The organism is Empedobacter stercoris (assembly GCF_025244765.1).
Classification (GTDB): domain Bacteria; phylum Bacteroidota; class Bacteroidia; order Flavobacteriales; family Weeksellaceae; genus Empedobacter; species Empedobacter stercoris.
Genome location: NZ_CP104209.1, coordinates 39189 through 59316 on the forward strand (window position 1 = coordinate 39189; position 20128 = coordinate 59316).

Below are 20128 nucleotides of genomic sequence, written 5' to 3' on the forward strand. Positions count from 1 at the left end.
TGAATCGGTTTTGGTATAAATTATTGTTTTTGATTTATTTTTCTAAACCCCAATCAACTGCAAAAACGGCTTGTAGAGCTGCTGTTTCAGTTCGAAAACGTTGATGTCCAAGACTAATACCTGTAAAATTATGTTCTTCTGCTGTTAGAATTTCATCTCTCGAAAAATCTCCTTCAGGACCAATCAGAATTAAAATTTTCTGCGGATTATTTTCTAAAACTCTTCGTAAAGGCGTACGTTCGATATCAGATTCACAATGTGCGATACATTTTGTGAAACTTTCAAAATCTTGTTTGATAAACTCATTGAATTTTATTAAATCATTTACTTTTGGTAAATATGCTTTTAACGATTGTTTCGTGGCAGATTGTACAATTTTTTCGATGCGTTCGATTTTAATATTTTTTCGTTCCGAATGAAAAGTTTGTAAAAAAGTAATTTCGTCAATACCAATTTCAGTTGCTTTTTCTAAGAAAAACTCCAAACGTTCCATTGTTTTCGTCGGTGCTATTGCAACATGCAAATAATAGTTTTTTTGCTCGAAATTTGTTTTTAAATCAACAATTTTTCCTTCAACTGCTTTTTTAGAAATTGATGTAATCTCAACTTCTGCCAAATTTCCTTTTCCATCTGTGACATGAACTAAATCGCCTTCATTTCCCCGTAAAACTTTTGCAAAATGATGACTTTCTTCTTCGTTTAGAATTGCTGTATCGTGATGAATTTCTCCAAAAAATAATTTCATTAAATATGGTATTTCGCTACAGATTTTGCTGTATTTTCTGTAAAGATTTCTTGATCAAATTTTAAACTTCCAACCATTGCAATCATGGCAGCATTGTCGGTTGTGTAGGCAAATTTTGGAATAAAAGTTTTCCAACCAAATTCAGTTTCTCCATCTTTTAGTCGTTGACGAATTTCTGAATTTGCAGAAACTCCACCTGCAATTGCAATTTGTTTAATTCCAGTTTCATCAGATGCTTTTTTAACTTTTTCCATTAAAATATTCACGATAGAACGTTGAATTGAGGCACACAAATCGTCAATATTTTCTTCAATAAAATTTGGATTCGCTTTGACTTCTTTCTGAATAAAATATAAAATAGACGTTTTAAATCCACTAAAACTAAAGTTTAAACCTTCAATTTTTGGTTTTGCGAATTTGAATTTTGTAGGATCTCCAATCTTAGATTTTTTGTCGATAATTGGACCTGCGGGATAAGGTAAATTTAAAATTTTACCTGCTTTATCAAAAGCTTCACCAGCGGCATCGTCAATTGTTTCACCTAAAATCTCCATCTCAAAATAATTGTTAATTTTTACAATTTGAGTATGCCCTCCAGAGACTGTTAAACATAAAAAAGGAAAAGTAGGTTTTTCATCGTTTGCATCTTCAATAAAATTTGCCAAAATATGCGCTTGCATATGATTGACTTCAATCAACGGAATATCCAAAGATTGACTGAATGATTTTGCAAAACTTCCGCCAACCAAAAGCGAACCCATTAATCCTGGACCGCGCGTATAAGCAATTGCTTTAAGTTCTTCTTTGTTAATATTTGCCTGTTTTAGGGCTTGATCTACGACGGGAACAATATTTTGTTGATGTGCTCTCGAAGCTAATTCTGGTACTACGCCACCATATATTTCGTGAATTTTTTGGCTTGCCACAACGTTAGAAATAATTTTATTTCCGTCAATAATTGCTGCGCCTGTATCATCACAAGAAGACTCTATGGCTAAAATGTAGTTTTTATCGCTCATAATTCCTTGTAGAATAAAATTTATAACTTATTTTTACCCTGCAAATATCGTAAAATTATACCATTGAAAATAGTCAGACGAATAGGAAGATTTTTATTATCGTTGATTATACTTGTTTTAACCTTGGTTTTGACAGTATCAATCGCCATACAAATTCCTGCGGTACAGACAAAATTAGCACATTTCGCTTTAGAAAAATTAAATAAATCGTTGAATACGCAAATGTATGTTGACTCGGTTGATATTGATTTTTTTGGGCGGATATATTTCCATGGTGTTAAGATTAAAGATGATCATAAGTATGATTTTATGAAGTCTAAAACGTTGGAAACAACAATTGATCTTTGGTCGCTTTTGCCAGGTATAAAAAAAGATCATATCGATTTAAGTCAAGTGAAATTGATTCAACCCGAAATAAATGTGATCACATACAAAGGCGATTCGGTTTCTAACTTTATAAAATTTGTCAATGGTTTTAGCTCGGATAAACCTAAAGACTCGAAAAAGATTTTTAAACTTGATGGCGATTTTATTTTAGAAGAGGGTAAAGTGTCAATTGTTAATCAAAATTCTGGCAATATTTGGTTGGATGCAAAACAACTGAATTTGACGGTGAAGAAATTTAGATTGGTCGATTCTGATATTACAGGAGATTTAGAGAATTTTTGTTTTGTTGCCACAAAGAATAAAGATACATATAACGTTCAGAATTTTACCGGGAAAGTTCATTATTCTAACAAAGAAATTCGAATTGGTAATTTGAATCTGCGAACAGATACTTCTGTGTTAAACGGAAATCTATTGTTGAGCTACGATGAACCTTCGGATATGTCCGACTTTTCGAATAAGGTACGTTGGGATGTTTTCTTTGATAGAGGTTCAAAAATTAATTTTAAGGAGATACGCTATTTCACCGAGATATTCGACAAAAATTCATCTGTAGATTTGTACGGTAAGGTAGAAGGACCGTTGAATAATTTAACATTTTTGGATTTCGAATTGAAAGGTGAAGATAACTATGTCGGTGCATCCCGATTACAATTACAAGATGTTTTAAATGGATCTTTATTAAATTTCTCAACAAGAAATGCAAAGATTAACACATCATATCAATCGATAACTAAGTTGCTTCCGACTTCAATAGCGAAGAGTATTCCAGATTTATTAACACGTTTTGGAGCGATTAATTACCGCGGAGATATTTCATTAAATCCAAATGAAATTAATGCAAATGGATATACTGTTTCAGGATTAGGAGATGCGGACATTAATGCTCAAATTAGAAATTATAAAGATGTAAAATCGTTAATATACAAAGGAACGATTGATGCTAAAAACTTAAATCTTCATCAATTAACGAATGCAAAAGATTTGGGTTATGTAAGTGGACAATTTAGATTTGATGGAAAAGGAACAGATCTTAACAATATCAATTTAAATTTGGATGGTACACTTCGTTACATTGATTTAATCGGAAAAAGATATCAAAATATTACGGTTGATGGTTTGGTTAAAAATTATCAATTTAATGGATTGTTTGATATCAAAGACCCTAATCTGAATGCGCAATTGAACGGAAAAATTAATTTTAGTGGAAAACCTTATGATTTTGATTTTACATCAAATATCCGTCAAGTTAACTTAGATTTTATCGGTTTAACAAAAAATTTAGGAGCGGTTGTAAGAGGTGATGTAACGGGGAATTTTCAGTTAACAAATATTAATGATTTACGAGGGAATATCGACGTTAAAAATCTGTATTTCCGCTCAAAAAAAGATACGTTAGAATTGGCACATGTCATGTTAAATTCTGAAATAAGCGGCTCAAATAAAATCATGACATTAGATGTTCCAAATTATATGAAAGCTACTGTTGATGGACGATTTAATGTGACCGAAATTGCAGATGTAGTCAATAATTCATTGGTTAATTTAGTGCCGTCTTTTCGCATGAAAAAAGTTTCGCCAAATCAAGCTTTTTCGTTTGATGTCAATGTGCAAGAAAACTTACTTAATTATATAGACCCTTCTATTTCTATTGAGCCTGACACACATGTAAAAGGTTTTATAGACGGAACGAAGAATCAATTAGAAGCAACTTTGGAAACACCTGGAATAAAATATGCAGGAATTCAATTGTTTCAATCGAATGTAAATTTGAATACAATAGCCGAATTGCCTACGCTAAACGCTAAAATTGATAGCATGAAAGTGAGTGGTGTTACGCTGAATGAAATCAATGTAAGCTCGATTCCGAAAAATGATACAATGATTGTGAAAACAGATTTTAATATTGGACGAAAAAATCCAGTAGTATTTAATTTAAATCTTTTTCATACAGTACAAAATAAGAATGATTTGATTTTTGGGTTTTCACCTTCGACTGTTCAAATCGATTCGACTCAATGGACGATTAATCATTTAAATGATGTAAATTCAAATCGTGTTATTTTTAATCGGATCAATAATTCGTTGAAAGTTGAAGATTTATCGTTAGAATCAGAAGAACAAAGTCTGAATGTTAGTGGTTTGTTTAACAATAATATTGATTATAATTTCAATGCAGATTTTAAAGATTTATACCTCGAAAAAATTATTCCTAAAACAGTTTTAAACAACCTTAAAATTGTCGGAATTGCAAATGGAAATGTCAATATAGTACGAACAAAGGAAAAGTTAGAACCAACGCTCGAAGCTAAGATTGATAACTTAGGATTAAATGATTTTGAACTTGGAAATTTGACTTTACAAGGAGGTTATAATGTAGAGGATAAACAATTTAATTTTGAAACAAGTTTACAAAAAGAGCAAATTCAATCATTGGTTGCTTATGGTAACATTATCAATAAACCTACAGGTCCAGAGTTGGATGTAGATGCCAATTTTGATGAATTTCACATTGATTTCTTAGAAGGATTTTTGAAATCAGTTTTCTCTAATATGCGTGGTACTTTATCAGGAGATTTAAAAATGACAGGACCAGTTGATTTACCAAATCTAAATGGAAATATGGTCGCGAAAGATCTTGGGCTGAAAGTTAATTTCTTGGGAACGGATTATTTATTTGAAGGAGAAAACGAATTATTTGTTACCAAACAAGGTAAAGGACAAGGGATTATTATGTTAAATGATATTGCATTTAAGGACACTTCTTTTAATACTAAAGGAAAAGTGGACGGAGCAATTCTGTTTAGAAATTTGAGTAAATGGGGTCTCAACTTAGATTTTGATACAGACAATTTATTGGTGATGAATACAACGATAAAGGACAATGAATTATTTTATGGTAAAGTATTTGCCAAAGGAAATGTAACGATGTTTGGTGCTGTAGAAGAACTGGAGATTGCGGGAGACGCAACAGTAGTTGGAAACTCAGAATTAACGATAAACACTGGTAGTACAACAATTGAATCTGAAAATAATTTGGTTCGTTTTGTTCCTAATCAGCATTTAGACGAGATAGCAAAAAACAATGAGCCACATGCACCAAAAGGAATGTCGATAGATGTTAACATCAATGCTTATCCAAATGCTATGGTGAATTTAATTTTTGATGCTGCGACAAATGATAAAGCAACAGCTCGCGGTACTGCAGAAAATCTACGTTTCTTGATGAACAAAGCAGGGCTTAATATTACAGGGGTTTACAATATAGAAAGTGGAACATATGAGTTTAGACAATTTCCTCTGATTCCAAAAGATTTTAAAATAAAGAAAGGTTCATCTGTTCAATTTGCGGGCAATCCACTGGATGCAACATTAAATATTACAGCAGAATATCAACGTTCAGTATCTAATGTAGGCGATTATTTAGGTGTTGGATATTCTCAAATTTACGATGCAATTCTTTCCATTGATATTTCCGAAACGCTTAAAAAACCAATCATTGATTTTGGTTTATCAATTCCGAATGCTGGATCAGATATTAATTCACAGTTACAATCAAAATTCCGTTCCAACACAGAAGAACAGATGCTCCAATTTAGTTATATCTTATTGACAGGTAAATTTGGAGACGCTTCTGCTGTGCAATCAGGAGTTACAAGTACAGCTGCTGATATTGGTTTATCGACAATTGCAGGTATGTTGTCATCTATTGCAAATAATGTAGATATTCAAATGGAATATGTTGGTGGTAGTGCACAGTCTGATACAAATGATAAAATTAGAACATCTATTTCTTATCGTATCAATAATCGTTTAAGTTTAAGAGGATCTTATGGAATTGCCGTAACAAATAACCGCAATGTGCAAGAGAATTTTGATGGTAATTTTGATATTTCTTATGATATTTCAAAACTAAACAATGGTTCATTGGTTTTAAAAGCATTTACAAAACCAACTACTTTTGGACTATTGCCTGGTATGGAAAATAGCTTGAATCAAAGTTTTGGTGTCGGAATTCAATACAATAAAAGTTTTGATACCTTCAGAGGATTTTTAGGAATAGATGAAAGAAAGAAAGAATCTAACAATAAAAATACTGAATATAAACAAGAAAAATTTGATTCGATTGTACTTCCAAAACAATTTAAAAAAGAAGAAAATAAAATAGATTCTGCATATCAAGCTCGTAAAGATACAGTCAACGTTACTTATCAAAAATCTTCTCAGCCAAAGACACAACAAAAACGTCGCGGTTTAGTCAGAATTAAATAAAAAAAAATGAGTTTATTGTGGTTAGACAATAAACTCGCGCAAACAAACAAAAGTGATTAGTTCTTTCTTTTTTGAACTATTATTACAACAAAAATAAAATATTAAATAAATCATTAAAAAATATTTTGATGTTTGTTTGTTTTATTTATAATTTTGCTAAAAATTAATTCGATTTTTTATTAAAATAATAATAATAATCAAAAATTAGGAAAATGAATTACATAATTGATGATGTTGATAAGAAAATTTTGATGTATTTAATTGACAATACAAGAATGCCATTTACAGAAATAGCAAAAAAAATGAATGTTTCTGCTGGTACTATTCATGTACGTGTCAAGAAATTAGAGGAGGCGGGAATCATCAAAGGAACTACACTAATTACAGATTATGATAAAATGGGTTATCAGTTTGTTGCATATGTAGGTTTATTGCTTACGAAAACAAACAAAACTCAAAAAGTAATCGATGAATTATACAAAATTCCAAACGTAACAGTTGTTCACGTAGTTTCTGGGAAATATAATATTTTCTGTAAAATTCGTGCAAGAGATACAGCAGATGCAAAAGATGTTATCTACAAAATTGATCAAATTGATGACGTTTTGAGAACAGAATCTATGATTTCGTTAGAAGAATCTTTTAATGATAAAAATAGATTAATGCATTCAATCTTTCACTAAGAAAAATTCAATTTTTTAAATCATCCCACAAAATGACAGACGAAGAAAAAGAAAAATATTTTCAGGTCGCTCTCTGTTCAAGTCTCGTGCTTTTCGGGTTTGATGGAGAAGATCTAAAAATATTAATATATAAAAAACTTAACGATCCTTTCAAAGGAGCATTGGTTTTACCAGGAAAATATATTGCACCAACGGTAAGTAACGATCAGGCAATTCACGAATTATTAATCGAGAAAATTGCTTACGATGAGCATCAAACCTATATCGAACAACTGAAAGCTTTTACAAAAGTTTTTCGTAATCCATTAGGACGTGTTGTAAATGTTGCTTATTACGCACTTGTAAAACTAACACCTCAAATAGAGGAGAAAGTAAAAATGCAAGGAGGTGAGTGGTATCTATATGACCGCATACCAGATTTAGCTTTCGATCATAATGAGATTGTAAAATACGCAAAAGAACGTGTAAAACGCCGCGTAAAACGTCGCCCAGTTGGTTTTAACCTTTTAGGAGATGAATTTACAATTGCACAATTACAAAGTTTATATGAAAAAGCTTTGAATAGAGAACTTGATAAACGTAACTTTAGAAAGAAAATCTTTAACTCAAATTTAATTATCGAAACAGGCAATACAACCGACCCGAAACTTCATCGTAAAGTGTCGAAATTATACCGTTTTGACGAAGAAAAATACGAAAAATTGAGCTTGAAAGGATATGATTTCTTATTTTAAAACAAAGCTATGACAGATAAAAAAAATGAAACCAATAAAGAAAGAGAAGATCTTTTTGATGCTAATGTTTTAATGTCTGATAATACAAAATCAAATGACTTAAAACACAAAGGAGAGAAAAAATCATTCTTATTCAAATCAATGATCTTTATAATGGTTTTTCTTTTATTAAGTATTCTATATCGAGGTTACCAATTGTTAGTGACAAATGATTATTTAATGCGCGATTTACTGAATCAAGATGCACCAGAAATGCCAAGTTGGTATCCAATTTCAACTATTATTTTTGGTTTAATTGGTCTTGCAGGTATTTTCTTGGTAAATAAATACAAACGAATAGGTGTATATATGGTCGTAGGTTCATTATTTATATCTGCAGCAATACAACCAGAATTTATGGCAGATGGAACACTATTTACAATGTTCGCTTTATTTGTGTTTATAGGTTATGGTTTAGCAATTATTTATCCTTATTGGTATAAATTCAAATAATAAAAATTTGATAAAATGGAAAAAATAGGTTACAAAAAATTGTAACCTATTTTTTTTGATTGAAAATTAGTTGAGGTAATATCATTAATATGAATATTTTAAGCTTTATAATTGAGTAAGTTCATAAAAAATATACTGAAAAAAAAATGAATATGTTAATTTAACGGCTATATTTGTCCTGTGTGGAAAAAATATAAATTAAAAGTATAAAATGGATTGTATTTCAGTATTTGATATGCTCAAAATTGGCGTAGGTCCTTCAAGTTCTCATACTTTAGGTCCTTGGCGAGCAGCAGAAGCTTTTCTGAAAGAGTTAGATGCAGCTTCAATTTTCAATAAAATTACGCGTATTCGTGTAGATTTGTACGGTTCTTTATCCTTAACAGGAAAAGGACATGCAACAGATTTTGCGGTTATGTTAGGATTGAGTGGCGCAGATCCTGAATACATTCCTGTTGATGATATTTCAACAATAATCAATACAATTAATAGTAAAAAACAATTAAATTTTGGAAGCCGATTTTTAATTGATTTTGATCCCAAAACAGATATTGTTTTTAATAGAGAGTTTTTAGATTTTCATGCAAATGGAATGATGTTTACTGCCTTTTATGAGAATGAAGAATTTACCTCTACATTCTATTCGATAGGAGGTGGATTTATAACAAAAGAAAACGAAGAATCAATTAATGCAGATGTAACATGTGCATTTCCATTTTTATTTAATACATCAACAGAGCTTTTAGCATTTTGTGATAAAGAAAATAAAACAATTTCACAAATCATGTTCGAAAATGAGAAAACACTTCGAACAGAAGATGAAATTCATCACGAATTAATGCGTGTTTGGAATACAATGTTAGAATGTATGTACATAGGATGTCACACAGAAGGTACATTGCCAGGCGGATTGAATGTAAAACGTCGTGCGTATGACATGCACAATAATCTGATTGGAACAACTCCTTATTCTAATCCACAAGAATGGATTACATCTATTCGGAAAACCAAAGTATATTTTCGTCAAATTCTGAAATGGGTAAGTTGTTTCGCACTTGCAGTGAATGAGGTCAATGCCTCGTTAGGTAGAGTGGTAACAGCACCAACAAATGGAAGTGCAGGAGTAATTCCTGCTGTATTGATGTATTATTTGGTGATCGAAAATCACAAAGCGGGACAAAAAGAAATTGAACAATTTTTAACAACAGCAGGTGTTATTGGATCTATTTTTAAGAAGGGTGCTACCATTTCTGCCGCGATGGGAGGTTGTCAAGCTGAAATTGGAGTGTCATCTGCAATGGCAGCAGGTGCTTTGTGCGAATTAATGGGAGGAAGTCCTGCACAAGTGACTATTGCAGCTGAAATTGCGATGGAACATCACTTGGGGTTAACTTGCGATCCAATAGGAGGGTTGGTACAAATACCTTGTATTGAACGCAATACAATGGGAGCAATTAAAGCGATAAATGCTGCTGAATTGGCATTGGATACAGATCCTTTAAATGCAAAAGTACCTTTAGACAAGGTTGTAAATACAATGTGGGAAACTGCAAAAGATATGAATAATAAATACAAAGAAACTTCTGAAGGAGGCTTAGCAGTTGCTGTGAATATTGCAGATTGTTAATAAAGTATTTATATTCAATTAAATAAAGAATAGTGTGTAATTTGTAAGGATTGTGAAAGTGTGTTGTGTGTTTCAAAAAAAATCCTTACATTTGCACAGCCTTTTAGAATTAAGGTACGGATGTTAAAGAATATTCATTTAGGGATTTTTTAGGCTGCTCAGCCATTTAATTTTATTCTTTCATATCTGTTGGTTATAATAATTTAAAAATAAAAACCGGATATGAAATATAAATGAATTTCAATATCACGGTATCGTATCTAACATGATTACATTCAAAGAATTAGGACTTCAAGAAGAACTCCTAACTGCAATTGAGAAAATGGGATTCGTTAACCCTTCTCCAATTCAAGAAAAAGCTATTCCTCAAATCCTTTCATCAGACCAAGATGTTATTGCATTGGCGCAAACAGGTACAGGAAAAACTGCAGCATTCGGGCTTCCGATTTTAAATCAATTAGACAATAGTTCAAAATCAGTTCAGGCAATTATTTTATGTCCAACTCGTGAGTTATGTTTACAAATCGCAAAAGAAATCGAAACTTTTGCAGCTGATACACGAGGAGTACGTGTACAAGCAGTTTATGGTGGAGCTGATATCGTTAAACAAATTAGAGGATTAAAAGATAATCCACAAATCGTTGTAGGAACACCAGGTCGTACAATGGATTTAATTAAACGTGGTGCATTAAAAATTAATGACATTACGTGGACAGTTTTAGATGAAGCTGATGAGATGTTGAACATGGGATTCCGTGACGAAATCGATTCAATTTTAGAAACTACTCCAGAAGAAAAACAAACTTTATTGTTCTCAGCTACAATGCCTTCAGAGGTTCGTCGTATCGCTTCAGAATATATGCACAATCCAGTTGAGATTGCTGTTAGTAAAGTAAATACTACCTCAAAAAATATCGAGCACCACGTTTATTTAGTACGTTCATCAGATCGTTACTTAGCTTTAAAACGTTTGGCCGATTATTACCCAAATATTTATGGTATCGTTTTCTGTAGAACACGTCGCGAAGCGAAAGATGTAGCAGATAAATTGATGCAAGATGGTTATAATGCAGATGCATTACACGGAGATTTATCACAATCACAACGTGATCACGTGATGGAAAAATTCCGTAACCAAAACATTCAAATTCTTGTAGCAACAGACGTTGCAGCTCGTGGAATTGATGTTAATGAGTTGACACATGTTATCAACTTCAACTTACCAGATGATCCAGAAGTTTATGTTCACCGTTCAGGTCGTACAGGTCGTGCAGGAAACAAAGGGATATCTATTATTATTTCAGGTGGACGTGAAGCACGTAAAATTAGAGATTTAGAAAAATTAATTGCTTCTAAAATCGAGCCTAAAAACGTTCCAACTGGTGCAGAAATTTGTGAAAAACGTTTAATTTCTTTAATTGACAAAATCGAAAATATCGAAGTTGATGAAGAGTTAATCGAGCCTTACATGGAAACTGTAAACGAAAAATTAGCTGATATTGATCGTGATACTTTATTGAAACGTTTTTTAACAGTAGAATTTAATTCGTTCTTAGAATATTACAAAAATACGAAAGACATCACTCCAGAAGGTGATCGTGGTGATAGAAGTGATCGTTCTTCTAATCGTCGTGGAGGTCGTGATTTCTCAAGATTCTTCATTAACATTGGACAAAAACACAACTTACGTGTTCCAAACTTAATTGGATTAATCAACGAACAAACACGTAACCGTAACATCGAAATCGGAAAAATTGAAATTTTACGTAATTTCTCTTTCTTCGAAGTAGATACACAATTCGAATCATTAGTTTTAGAATCTTTCAAAGATGCACAACGTGATGGAGTTGATTTAGATGTTCAAATCTCTAAACCAGAACCAAGACGTGGTGACGGTGAGCGTCGTGGAGGCGGAGATCGTCGTCGTAATGGCGGAGGAGATTCTCGTGGACGTGGTTTTAACAGTCGTCGTGACTCTGATCGTGAAAGAAGCGGTGGAGACCGTGGTGGTTTCCGTAGAGGAGATCGCGATAGAGGAGGTTACCGAGGAGGAGACCGTGATCGTGATAGCCGTGACAGTAAAGGAGGAGATCGTGGTGGTTACCGCGGTGGAGACCGTAACAGAACGGGAAGTTCAAGAAGAGGTAGAGATTAATATTTCTCAAAAAATAACAACTAAAAAGGATGATTTTTTTAAATCATCCTTTTTTTGTGCTTAAAATTTGTATTTGAATTGATAATTTTTCTATATTTATTCAAAACCACAAATAAATGACAGTACAAGAATTGTTTAATTCTATTCGAGCTTCTATCGAACAAGAGAATTATGCGCAGTTAAAAGAAATTAAAATTTTTAAACCAGAAAAATTTAATTGGGTTCGAGACATTTTCGAAACGTATAATGTTACTCAATTAGGTGAGCAAAAAGGATTGATTTGGAAGTACAATAATCAACGAGAAGATTATACGTTTCAAGATTTATCTATTAAGTACAATCAATTTTTAAATTATTTACGTAACAAAGGTATTGTAGAAGGGGACAAAATGTTTTCTCAAGTTCCTTTATTACCAATTACTTGGATTGGCTATCTGGCATCAATCAAAGGTGGATTGGTTATTATTCCAGCGGCTACAACGTTAGAAGCACGTGATTTAACTTTCCGTTTTGAATCATCATTTCCAGAAGTGGCATTGGCTGATCAGGCGAATGCTAATAAAATAGATGAAGCAGAAGCAAAATTTGAGCAGAAAATCAAAGTTAAATTAATCACGGAGGGAGAAAGAGAAGGATGGATAAATATCAACGATTTATGGAATGAATCACCTGAAGCCGAAGCTGCCGATACTAAAGCAGACGATGATTTGTTTTATTTCTTTACTTCTGGTACAACTGGAATGCCCAAAGTGGTGGTGCACACGCATTACACTTATCCGCTTGGAGGCTTTACAACCTCTTCTTGGGTTGGAATGAAACAAGGTGATTTACATTACAATATATCACAACCTGGATGGGCTAAATTCTTTTGGAGTAGTTTCTTTGCTCCTTGGAATATGGGGGCTACAATTTTAGGATATCATGCAGATAAATTTGTTCCAAAGGAACAATTACAAACAATTCAGGATTTAGGTGTGATAACATTTTGCGCACCACCAACTGCTTTGCGTGTATTAATTTTAGAAGATTTAAAAAATTATCATTTCAAACTTCGTCAATGTGTTGCGGCAGGCGAACCGCTTAATCCAGAGATTATAGATGTTTGGAAAGAAGGCACAGGCATAACAATTCGAGATGGATATGGACAATCGGAATCTACAGCTATGATTGCCAACTTACCTAACGAAAATATAAAATATGGTTCGATGGGTAAACCTGCTTTTTTATATGAAATTGTAATTGCAGATGACAATGGAAATATAGTACAAGATTGTGAAGAAGGAAATATCTGTGTTGTGTACAACGAAGAAAGCATTAATGGAATTTTTAAGACATATCTTATTCAGAAAGATAAGATGTCAAAAGTTTTTAAGCATGGATTATATTATACAGGAGATAAAGCGTACAAAGACGAAGATGGCTATGTGTGGTTTGTTGGGCGTGATGACGATGTGATAAAAGCATCAGATTTCAGAGTTGGACCATTTGAAGTAGAAAGTGCGTTATTAGAACATGATGCGATTATGGAAGCTGCTGTTGTAGCAAGTCCACACGAATTGCGAAGTAATGCAGTGAAAGCGTTTGTTATTTTAGCCCCAGGGTATGAAGCTTCGGAAGAATTAGCGAAAGATATTTTCAGGTATACGGAAGAACATTTAGCACGTTACAAAATTCCTCGAATTGTCCAATTTGTTGAATCATTACCCAAAACAATTTCAGGTAAAATACGTCGCGTAGAATTACGAAACCAAGAAGCGAAGGATAAACAAGATAAAATTAAAATTCTAAACGAGTATTTCCATGAGAAATATTAATAGAGCTTAAATTTATCGCATAAAAAAATAGCCTTACAATTTGTAAGGCTATTTATATTTAAAATATTTTATTAGAGTTTTTCGTCTAAATATTCCTGAATTTTAGTTGTAATTATAGGTACAGCTATCATAATTAATCCCGAAATGACAATTTTTGTAATCCCTTTCATTGGGTATTTATTTGATGCTTTATCTCCAACCCAATTTAATGCGTTTTCAACTTTAGAAGACGTAAAATGACTATCAGTTTTTATATTCGATATAAGACCCACAGCCTTATTCACAATAGAATTATCGTGCTTGTTTTCAGAAGCCTTCATTTCAATACGAAGCTTTCTTTTGGCAAGTCGTAAATCTTCTAAATTTTTAATTACTGGTTTTTCTTTATTCGTCATCTTCGTCGTCGTCATCTTGGTTAGACATAGCTTCCATAGCATTCTCAATCGCAATGTTTGTTAAGAATAATTTTAATTTCTTTCTAAACAAAAGGCATAGTACCATTACTACAAAATAAATTCCAGTAACAGTTAAGAAACCTAATCCTGTATCATCAAAATAACTGCCTAAAATAAATCCTAATGCTAAACTACCTAACAACAATAAGAACAGCGCAAAAACGGCAATAATCAGTACGTAAATCCCGCTTGCTAACATGTTACTGACAGAATCTATCAAGTCATATTTAGTTAACGTGATTCTATTATTGATATAGGTTTTTAGATCATTAAACATAAAAATTGTTTTAGTTTAGACAAATTTAATTATAATTTTTAAGGATTATTGACTAAACTGAATTAAACTCCTACGTTTTCTTGAAATTCGTCTTTTAAATCTTCTTTAGCTTGATTAGTTTTAGTTTTCAAATCTTTTCCAGCTTCTTTGGCTTTCGCAACAAATTCGTCTTTTTGATCTGCTAATTTAGATTTAATTTCTTCTAATTTAGCTTCTAATTCTTTTTTTGTTTGCTTTGCTTTATCAGAAAAATCATTTGCGTATTTATCTAACTCTTTTTTGTATTTGTCAGCTTCTTTTTTTAATTTTTTGCGCGTGTCTTTCCCTGATTCTGGCGCGTACAATAAACCTACTACTGCTCCGATTGCTGTTCCAATTGCTAAACCTGCTAATAATTTAGTTGCATTATTTAATTTACTCATAATAAAGTTTTTTTTGAGATTAAACGTTTTTTATATTTACACTTTAAAATTACAAAAACAATACCAAAGAATTCAATTCAAATTTAAAAAATTACAATAAATGTTAATATTATCTGAAAAATCACAAAATATGCCAGCTTCTCCTATTAGAAAGTTGGTTCCATACGCAGATGCAGCTAAAAAGAGAGGTACAAAAGTATATCATCTGAACATTGGTCAACCTGATATAGAATCGCCAAAAGCTGTTTTAGAAGGATTGAAAAAATTTCCATCTAACATTATTTCTTACACGCATTCAGAAGGGACGTTAGAATATCGTCAAGCGTTGGCAGACTATTTCACTAATCGTGGAATTGAATTAACTCCAGAGAATTTTATTGCTACGTTAGGAGGTTCAGAAGCTTTATTGTTTATTTTTGGGATTATCGCAAATCCGGGTGATGAAATCATTATTCCAGAACCTTTTTACGCAAATTACAATGGATTTACGTGTGAAAATGATGTAAATATTGTTCCTGTACCTTCAACAATTGAGAATAATTTTGCTTTACCTTCTGTCGAAGAGTTTGCAAAAAAGATTACAGATAAAACGCGTGCAATTTTAATTTGTAATCCTGGAAATCCAACTGGTTATGTTTATTCGAAAGAAGAATTAAATCAATTGAAAGATTTAGTTTTAGAACATGATATTTATTTAATTGCAGATGAAGTGTATGCTGAATATTTATATACAGAAGAAGAATTTACATCTATTTTAAGTTTTCCAGAATTAAAAGATAATGCAATTGTAATTGATTCTGAATCGAAACGTTTTTCTTTATGTGGTGCTCGTTCTGGAGCGTTAATTACACGAAACGAAAAGTTCTTAAAAGCAGCTATGTTGTATGCACAAGCGCGTTTGAGTCCAGTTGAGATTTCTCAATACATTGCAACATTAGCGCATAAAAATGTAGGATCCTATTTCGAAGATTGTCGTACAGAATATTTAAAACGTCGCAATACATTAATAGAAGGTTTAAAACAGATTCCAGGGGTGGTTTGTCCAAATCCAAAAGGGGCTTTCTATTGTATGATTCAATTACCAGTTGATAATGCGGAAAAATTTGCAATTTGGTTGTTAGAGTCATTTTCGTCAAATGGGGAAACTGTCATGTTGGCACCAGGAGCGGGATTTTACTCAACTCCAAATTCAGGAATACAAGAAGTTCGTTTGGCATATGTGCTAAAAGAAGAAGATTTAGTACGTTCTGTAGAATTACTAAAAGAAGCTTTAGAACAATATCCAGGAACAATTAGATCATAAGAAATATACGAAGATGGAAATCATCGAAAATTATTCATTAAAATTATATAACACATTCGGAATAGAAGCAAAAGCAAAATATTTTGCAGATGTCGCAACTATTCAAGATTTACGAAAAGTATTGGTTTTTCGTCGTCAAAAAAATCTTCCCATTTTATTTATTGGAGGAGGAAGTAATATGCTTTTTGTAGACGATTTTCCAGGAATTGTGTTAAAATTAAATTTGAAAGGAATCGAAATTATCAATGAAGAGGATGATTTTGTGTACATAAAAGCGCAAGGAAGCGAAAATTGGCACAATTTTGTTCAATGGACGTTGGAAAATGATTTCGGAGGATTAGAAAATCTTTCTTTAATTCCAGGAAATGTTGGAACAGCACCGATGCAAAACATTGGAGCCTATGGCGTTGAAGTGAAAGATTATATTGAAGAAGTTCAAACATTAGAATTAGAAACAGGCGACGAGCGTACTTTTACAAATGAAGAGTGTCAGTTTGGTTACCGTGAATCTATTTTTAAGAATGAATTAAGAGGTCAATATGTTTTGGTAGCAGTTACATTTAAGTTATCAAAGAGAAATCATCAATTGCATATCGATTATGGGGCAATAAAATCTGAATTGGAAAAGGAGCAAATTTTTGAGCCTTCAATTCAAGAAATTAGTGCAGCCGTGATCAAAATACGTCAAAGTAAATTACCAGATCCTTCGCAAATAGGAAACTCGGGAAGTTTCTTTAAAAATCCTGTTATTACGAACGAAGAATTTGTGGAGATTGAAAAACGTCATCCCGAAATTTCTCATTATAAAACTGATTCGGGTGTAAAATTAGCTGCAGGTTGGTTAATTGAACATGCTGGTTGGAAAGGAAAGCGTTTTGGTGATGCTGGTGTTCACGATAAACAAGCATTGGTTTTGGTGAATTATGGTAATGCTACAGGACGTGAAATATATGATTTGTCTGAACAAATTATTGAAGATGTGAAGTCTAAGTACGGTGTCACATTAGTCAGAGAAGTTAATATTATTCAATAATTAAAAATCCTACTTTTATTTATACAATGCCCATAAAGTATCTAACTTTTTGGGCATTTTTTATAAAGAATTTCGACTATCAATACCTAATGTTGTGTAAATTACTTTTAAATGGTACTTAACTGTATTTTCAGAAATATATAATTGAGTAGCAATCTCTTTGTTGGTTAATCCTTTTCTTACAAAATCAATGATTTCTAACTGTCTTTCAGACAGATTGTAGTCCGAAAAAGTGACTATTTTCTCGTTTTTTGATTTATTATCAATTAAATCTGAGAGTTCTTTGCGCATTCTTTCGTTCTCATTTTCAACTAATATTCTTTTTTCTTTATTAATTTTATTGTATTTGAAAAGAACTAAAAGTAAAATAGCTAAAATGGTAGAAATTATACCTAAAAAAAATTTGATATTTTTTTGATTTCGAACCTCTAAATTATTTCGTTTATTGATAATTTCTTTCTCTAAACTTTGTAATTTTCCACTTTGATTTATTGCGTCGTAATCGGTTGCAAGATCATTTACAATTAATCGCGTTTTGTAAGCTTTTTCCCAATCTTCATTTTGTGCATAATGCCAAGTAAGAGATTCGTACATATTCAGAATATATAATTTTGTATTGAATTTTTTAGCATAATACAGTCCGTTTTCAAAAGCCTTTATCGCTTTTTGATCTTCATTGGTTTCGGTGTAAAGATGCAATAGTTTTCGATATATATTTGGTAAATGTTTGGGTGATTCTTTTTTTAATACATCTACAGCTTCATTATATTCTTTTTCAGCTTGTTGATAATCCTTATTAAGGATATTGATTGTGCCTAAAACAGAAATATAAAAAGCATACGTTTCTGGATCTAAAAAATGAAGATTATTCTTTTCTACTTTTTTAAGCAATTCATTTACATTATCATATTTAAGGTAATCAAACTGAATGAAAATTCGCTCAATTAAAATTTTTGTTTCAACTTCTTTTTTATGGTTAGGATCCTTTAATCCATATTTTTCAGCAATATTTAGATTTTCTTCAGCTTCTGGATAATTCAATAAAGTTTTATAGGTAATATATTTTAATAAATACAAATTGTATAAATCATAATTACTAACTCTCTTAGAGTAGATAAGACTATCTAATTTGAAAATAGATTTATTATAAGCACCAATTTGGTTGAAATTACTAATCTCTTTCTTTAGAATTTCGGAATTAATTGTGTTTCCAAACCCTACTTGAGTATAAAAAGAAAAGAATAATAATAAGAGAAATTTTTTCAAGATTTAGATCATTTAGTTGATTATATGCGTTCTACATAGACTACCCGTAGGTAGTTTAATATAAACTACCCATTAACTATGCTTGCAAAAGTAGGAATTTATTTTATGATTTTTAAAATTTGTGAAGATTTATAACAAATGTAAGTCGTAATAAATTAGATAATTAAATAGAAATATGAAAAATATTTTAACTCTTTTATTAGTCATGTTGTCTAATGTGATTTTTGCTCAAAATTTAGATTACAAAACGTTAAAACAATTTATCGGTAATCGAGTAACCGAATTAGAAGATTATTATCAAATAAAGTCCAGTTCTATAGATGATAATTTTGGTAATCAAAAAGTACACTACAATTCTATCACGATAGATCCATATACTATAAGTATGGAGGTGGAAACTGAAGGTAAGAACATTAAACGAATTGTTGTTGTGAATTCTGAAAATAGAACTAATTTTTTTCAAAATATCGCACAAGAAATAGAACAAACAACTCCAACAAAGAAAAACTATAAAACAGTTTATATTTCTTTAGTTAAAAATTCTACAAAAAAGAAAATCTATCAAGAGTCTATAAGTCATTTGATTGATTTAATGAAAAAACAAACAACAAATCTAAAAGAGAATCATGGTCTTTTAGAATCAAGTACTTTAAATACTACTATATCTATCGATGACACTGCAAGTGTTTTAATTGTAAACTAAATAAATACATTATATACAAATTAAAAAATTAACTATGAAAAACATTTTTATTTTAGGATTAGGTTTTATGGCTTCTGTGGCTTTTGGACAAGTTGATAAAATTTATAAACATTCAGGAGAAATTATAGAAGGTCAAATAAAGCGTGTAGGAGAATTTACTGTAGAATTTACTTATGATGGAGAAGATGCAATACAATCATTAAGTAAATATTCTGTAAACAAGGTTTTCTACGGAAAAAGCACTCGTATCGAAGATGTTTCAGAAAAGATAGAAATTACCGATGACAAAGATTGGCCGAAAGTTATTATTTTAGAAGATAAATCTTTAGTTGCTGGATTAAAAAAAGGGGATGATTTGAAATCAAAAACAGGTTGGGTAAACTTTAGATCTGGAAATGGAAAAGATGAGCGTGCTGAGAAAGTTTTAAAACAACAAGCTGCGGAGGTGAGATGCCCATTTATTCTTTTATTATCTGATAAAATGGCAGGTAAATCGGCTAAAAAAACTGGAAGTTGCTATAAATACCAATAAAACGGATTAACAACTAACTAACTACGTAATGTATTTTTGACCAATAAGTCGTGAATTGATTTCACGACTTATTTATTGTAAAATGAAGAGAATAGTGCTGACAAAAAAACGAAAAAGAACAACAAAATTTGGTTCGAAAAAAATAAATTATTTGGATATTTTAATTGTAGTTGCAATTAGTATTGTGACCATTTTAATTATCATAGATT

Annotated in this window: 17 protein-coding genes; 11 read left to right on the forward strand and 6 right to left on the reverse strand. The window is 31.5% G+C overall.

Annotation, left to right across the window (positions count from 1 at the left end; all coding sequences use genetic code 11):
• Positions 1–34 precede the first annotated feature (34 nt).
• Both NZD85_RS00190 and tsaD read right to left on the reverse strand, forming a co-directional pair.
• Positions 35–745, reverse strand: a complete 711-nt coding sequence (locus tag NZD85_RS00190) for a 16S rRNA (uracil(1498)-N(3))-methyltransferase (RefSeq protein ID WP_260542627.1) — start codon at positions 743–745, stop codon at positions 35–37.
• Positions 745–1764, reverse strand: a complete 1020-nt coding sequence (gene tsaD, locus NZD85_RS00195; RefSeq protein ID WP_171622319.1) for a tRNA (adenosine(37)-N6)-threonylcarbamoyltransferase complex transferase subunit TsaD — start codon at positions 1762–1764, stop codon at positions 745–747. The genes NZD85_RS00190 and tsaD overlap by 1 nt, the downstream gene beginning before the upstream one ends.
• A gap of 63 nt (positions 1765–1827) precedes the next feature.
• Here tsaD and NZD85_RS00200 point away from each other — a divergent pair, with 63 nt between their 5' ends.
• The 7 genes from NZD85_RS00200 (at position 1828) to NZD85_RS00230 (ending at position 13928) form a co-directional block, all read left to right on the forward strand.
• Complete coding sequence (locus NZD85_RS00200) at positions 1828–6423, forward strand: translocation/assembly module TamB domain-containing protein (protein WP_260542629.1); 4596 nt, start codon at positions 1828–1830, stop codon at positions 6421–6423.
• A gap of 212 nt (positions 6424–6635) precedes the next feature.
• Positions 6636–7106 carry an Lrp/AsnC family transcriptional regulator gene (locus tag NZD85_RS00205; protein ID WP_171622321.1) on the forward strand — a complete coding sequence of 157 codons (471 nt, stop codon included), beginning with the start codon at positions 6636–6638 and terminating at the stop codon, positions 7104–7106.
• Between the two features lie 32 nt (positions 7107–7138).
• The gene (locus NZD85_RS00210; protein WP_171622322.1) at positions 7139–7840 is read left to right on the forward strand and encodes an NUDIX hydrolase; all 702 of its coding nucleotides are present in this window, start codon (positions 7139–7141) and stop codon (positions 7838–7840) included.
• Positions 7841–7849: 9 nt separating this feature from the next.
• The gene (locus NZD85_RS00215) at positions 7850–8332 is read left to right on the forward strand and encodes a hypothetical protein (RefSeq protein WP_260542634.1); all 483 of its coding nucleotides are present in this window, start codon (positions 7850–7852) and stop codon (positions 8330–8332) included.
• Positions 8333–8543: 211 nt separating this feature from the next.
• Positions 8544–9959 (forward strand): L-serine ammonia-lyase, encoded by a 1416-nt coding sequence (locus tag NZD85_RS00220; protein WP_260542636.1) that lies wholly within the window; start codon positions 8544–8546, stop codon positions 9957–9959.
• Between the two features lie 265 nt (positions 9960–10224).
• Positions 10225–12114 (forward strand): DEAD/DEAH box helicase, encoded by a 1890-nt coding sequence (locus tag NZD85_RS00225; protein WP_260542638.1) that lies wholly within the window; start codon positions 10225–10227, stop codon positions 12112–12114.
• A 116-nt stretch (positions 12115–12230) separates the two neighbouring features.
• Positions 12231–13928: an AMP-binding protein gene (locus NZD85_RS00230; RefSeq protein ID WP_260542639.1), complete on the forward strand. Its 1698-nt coding sequence runs from the start codon at positions 12231–12233 to the stop codon at positions 13926–13928.
• 71 nt (positions 13929–13999) lie between these two features.
• On the opposite strand, the gene NZD85_RS00235 is transcribed toward NZD85_RS00230, so the two are convergent.
• The 3 genes from NZD85_RS00235 to NZD85_RS00245 all read right to left on the reverse strand — a co-directional run bounded on the left by NZD85_RS00235 (position 14000) and on the right by NZD85_RS00245 (position 15082).
• Complete coding sequence (locus tag NZD85_RS00235) at positions 14000–14323, reverse strand: hypothetical protein (RefSeq protein ID WP_188319886.1); 324 nt, start codon at positions 14321–14323, stop codon at positions 14000–14002.
• A complete protein-coding gene (locus tag NZD85_RS00240; RefSeq protein ID WP_260542640.1) occupies positions 14313–14660 on the reverse strand; it encodes a phage holin family protein in 348 nt (115 codons plus the stop codon). Before NZD85_RS00240 ends, NZD85_RS00235 begins: the two co-directional genes overlap by 11 nt.
• A gap of 62 nt (positions 14661–14722) precedes the next feature.
• On the reverse strand, positions 14723–15082 hold the full coding sequence (locus tag NZD85_RS00245; protein ID WP_171622329.1) for a YtxH domain-containing protein: 360 nt from the start codon (positions 15080–15082) through the stop codon (positions 14723–14725).
• Positions 15083–15182: 100 nt separating this feature from the next.
• Between NZD85_RS00245 and NZD85_RS00250 the strand changes: the two genes are divergently transcribed.
• Complete coding sequence (locus NZD85_RS00250) at positions 15183–16385, forward strand: pyridoxal phosphate-dependent aminotransferase (protein ID WP_171622330.1); 1203 nt, start codon at positions 15183–15185, stop codon at positions 16383–16385.
• Between the two features lie 13 nt (positions 16386–16398).
• Positions 16399–17418 carry a UDP-N-acetylmuramate dehydrogenase gene (murB, locus tag NZD85_RS00255; protein ID WP_171622331.1) on the forward strand — a complete coding sequence of 340 codons (1020 nt, stop codon included), beginning with the start codon at positions 16399–16401 and terminating at the stop codon, positions 17416–17418.
• A gap of 60 nt (positions 17419–17478) precedes the next feature.
• On the opposite strand, the gene NZD85_RS00260 is transcribed toward murB, so the two are convergent.
• Positions 17479–18684 carry a helix-turn-helix domain-containing protein gene (locus NZD85_RS00260; protein ID WP_225539432.1) on the reverse strand — a complete coding sequence of 402 codons (1206 nt, stop codon included), beginning with the start codon at positions 18682–18684 and terminating at the stop codon, positions 17479–17481.
• 175 nt (positions 18685–18859) lie between these two features.
• Between NZD85_RS00260 and NZD85_RS00265 the strand changes: the two genes are divergently transcribed.
• Positions 18860–19387, forward strand: a complete 528-nt coding sequence (locus NZD85_RS00265) for a hypothetical protein (protein ID WP_260542642.1) — start codon at positions 18860–18862, stop codon at positions 19385–19387.
• A gap of 34 nt (positions 19388–19421) precedes the next feature.
• On the forward strand, positions 19422–19919 hold the full coding sequence (locus tag NZD85_RS00270; RefSeq protein WP_260542643.1) for a hypothetical protein: 498 nt from the start codon (positions 19422–19424) through the stop codon (positions 19917–19919).
• Positions 19920–20128: the final 209 nt, after the last annotated feature.